The sequence below is a fragment of the Oscillatoria sp. HE19RPO genome, assembly GCF_024220515.1.
Taxonomy (GTDB): Bacteria; Cyanobacteriota; Cyanobacteriia; order Cyanobacteriales; family Laspinemataceae; genus Laspinema.
The window spans coordinates 1-2,764 of the sequence record NZ_JAMXOT010000416.1 but is presented as its reverse complement, the minus strand read 5'-3'; the positions used below and the strand labels follow the sequence as shown (position 1 = coordinate 2,764).

The 2,764-nt window shown below is 52.0% G+C and carries 1 protein-coding gene; it reads left to right on the top strand.

Going from position 1 to position 2,764, the window contains the following annotated elements; genetic code table 11:
- On the top strand, positions 1-2,764 hold a 2,764-nt coding region (locus NG833_RS28365), incomplete at both ends, for a DUF4114 domain-containing protein (protein WP_254568621.1).

Here is a 2,764-nt window from a genome sequence, read left to right as displayed (position 1 = left end):
AGCCTCAGCCCCGGAACCCGTTGTAGCCTCAAATGAGCCAGTGGCAGAAGTCGCACCGCCAGTTGAAAATGAGGCAACATCCCATGAGTCTCAAGATGACGGAGCAAATTCTCATCAAGAGAATTTAGCCGCCGAGTCAGAAAATTCCTCACCTGACTTGAGCGATACCGAAACCGACACAGAAATAGATCCGCCAACAGTGCCGGAGGTGACGGAGGATCCGACTTCGGGCGAAAGCGCTCCCACAGCGTTAGCTCCGGCGACTGCGGACGACATTTCAGTTCTGCCCGTCGAACCCCTACCGGGAAACCCGGAGCAGTTTGAACAAGGCATTGGCTCGGAAATTATCCCTACATCTGAGTCAAACCCAGCAACGGCGGTCGTGAGGACCCCGAAAGAGTTTACGTCGGGCGTGTTTACTGTGGGGGAAACGGGAGAAGTCGGCATCGACTTCCTGTTTGATGGCGGGAAATACCAAGCAGAGGTGGCAATTTTTAGCTTAGAGGGACTTGATGAGTTTGAATTGGGTTCGCCAGAATTTATCGAAGAAGCAGCACGTCGGGCATTAAGCGATTCTCCTAAAGGTCATGTGGCGATTAGCGATCGCGCTGATGGGGCTGAGTTTTCCGGTAAATTAGGAGAATCGGTTGACTGGAACGAGGGCGAATACGAGTCAAAGACTTTTGCCATGAAACCGTCGGAACGATTTGGCATCATGTTGGTTCCCAATGGCACAGTGGCAGAAGTAGCCGAAAATCCGACTCTCGCGGGAGCCAAGCGACCCCTGTTTTCCATGGCGACCGACGACCCGGACGATGGATTCCACGGCCAGCAATTCGCAGACGTAACCGGGGATGGAGTTCTCTTTGCTTGGGAAGATTTGCGCCTGGAAAGTTGGTCGGACCGAGATTATAACGATATTATATTTTCAATTAAGGGTGCGACGGGTTCGGCGACTGATTTCGATGCGGCTTCTGACCCCGAAAAAGATTGGCGAGATACCGATTTGGGTCGGGAGATAATCCAAAGCGTTCTGTCCCCGGTAGAAACGGAAACCGACCCGCCGATTCTAACTGTAGAAGCAATAGAAGCAGGCATATCCGGTCAAGTGGAAGACAAGAGCGAGATTTCCAGCTTGCGAGTCGGTTTTGATGCCACCCCGACTTCGGAGTTTGTCAGCGTTACCGCTTCTTTGGCCGAAGATGGCAGTTTTACTCTCGACGGAGCCACTTTAGAAGAAATTCTCGGGACATCCTTAGACCAAAGCAGTCACGTTCTGTATCTGGAAGCCACAGACATTCATGGCAACATCGGCGTCACGGCAATTCGCTTGGGAGAAATTTCTGCCCCGACGAACGAAAAGGAATTAAACTTAGCCGTAGGTTCGGTTTACGGTCTCGACCCTTATCCCGACGGCATCGCCCTCCCGGCAGGGGGACAGCGGCAATTGTCCCTGCGTCTGAATGGATGGCCCGACGCGGGAGATGTCAGCGCTGCCGATGCTGGGACTCGCTATTTTGTCAGCCACCCCGACATCGTAAATGTCACCGCCGATGGTATGGTGACGGCGCTTAAAGAGGGCGTCACCACCGTCACCATCTTTTACGGAGCCACATCGGTGGAAATTCCCGTGGGCATCGAAGCGCCGGAAATCGGCCCGGCAGTAGTCGCAGAAGATGGAGGGATTGTTGTTGGAGACGATGGTTCTTTTGTCATGTTGCCCCCGGGAGCCTTGAATTCAGAAAGTTCCGTCAGTTTGACTCCATTAGAGAAAGAAGACTTGTCGTTAGAATTTCCCGATGCCTTGGACTTTGCCGGAGCATTCGAGTTGGATTTAGGATCCGAGCGCTTAAATCTTCCCGCTCAATTGGCCATCAGAGCACCAGAGAACATGGAACCGGGAACGGAAGTATTGTTTGCCCGCAAAGGGTCTCTGCCGGATGAAAATAACAATTGGACCGATACTTGGCTGATTGAGGAATCGGGAGTGGTGGGAGCCGATGGTTTGATTCACACCAATTCACCGCCGTTTGGGGGGATTTTGGACAGCGGCACCTATGCTTTGTTGGCCACAACTACCCTGGGATTTTCACCGTACAATTTAGCCCTGAGTTTTGCTCCGGGAACCGCACAATATGGAAGCGCGGGAATCACATTTGGTTCTAGCTCTGCCGGGACGGTACAATTAGGGACGAATTTCAGTCTGGCTAATAGCTTTTTATTTGCACGGACTGGTGTATTTGGGATTGCGGCAACAGGAGTGGCTAGTTTCTCCTTTTTCACTGTGATGATGGCCTATTTGGCGAAGTATCTTCAAACCGCCGAGGTGACTGTGGGGGCAATTCCGGAAATTGGTTTGCCGATGGTAAATTCGGCCAACGTCGAGTTTAACCCAGAAGGAATTCCTACGGTGACAGCAACGATCGATGCACCGACGAGCAACTTGGTCGATCCCTTGGCACCGCCAGTGTTGCAGTCAGCCGAGTTGAAGTTTGACTCTGGAGAACCTTTGGTGTTCCTTGAAGGCAGCAATTTTGTCAATGATTTTAACGATCTGGGCAGTTCCCTGTCGGATTTACGGGTGGAATTCCGGGTGGGTACGCGCACATACGAAGCCACGGTGGTACCGGAATTTTCTCAGGAATTGGGAGAAAATCGATTTACCGTGGCGGTAGAAATACCAGAAACCATTGCCCTGGGAGAAGCAGAAATCGTGTTAATCCGACCCCAGAAACAGCGTTTGGGAACGAATGTAGACCAATAT